Consider the following 638-nt stretch of genomic DNA (forward strand, 5'->3'; position numbering starts at 1 on the left):
TGCACCCATTGGCTTGCACCTTTGCGCTGTAACAAATGAAGTGTACGCTCAATAAGATCATCAAAGTCTAAGAAGCCATTGGACTTTTTTAGATTCTTATAAATTTTGAGATAAATAGTACAGAGCTGAAAAGCAGCCATATTGAGGGTGGCAACCTTTGCGCATTGATATTTTTCTAAAAGAACAGAAAGCTTGTTTTGTTTATCTTCAAGCATTTGTTGAATAAAAGGCCAAATTTCGTCTGATTTTTTACGAGATAAATTTGAGAAATTCCGTGGCTCACCTTTTGTTGTAAAATAAATATCAGAAATACTATTGAGAATATTTGTCTCATCACGCGCCTTTTTTAATTGAGAAAATTTTTCCACCATATCCTTAAAGCTTTGACTACCATTGATTTCACAATGCTTAAGAGCATAAAGAGGAAGGCGCGCTGTTTGTTTAATTTGTTCCAGAAGATATTGATTTGTTTCATTGGGCGCTAAGTTAAAAAGCGCGCGCAATTTTTCTTCTCCATTTTCAGATAAAAGAGAAGATAAAAAATCAGACAATTTATGTTGCTTTTCAACTGCCTCATAGAGCAATTGATTAAAAGTATGTTCGCTAATAACTTGAAGTAACAGCTGCAAAGCAGGTTG

The 638-nt window shown here is 34.3% G+C and carries 1 pseudogene; it reads right to left on the reverse strand.

Annotation, left to right across the window (positions count from 1 at the left end):
• Positions 1-638, reverse strand: a pseudogene (locus ACFILW_RS10090) (double-strand break repair helicase AddA); the annotation flags it as partial.

The organism is Bartonella sp. TT110JLCBS (genome assembly GCF_042193405.1).
GTDB lineage: Bacteria > Pseudomonadota > Alphaproteobacteria > Rhizobiales > Rhizobiaceae > Bartonella.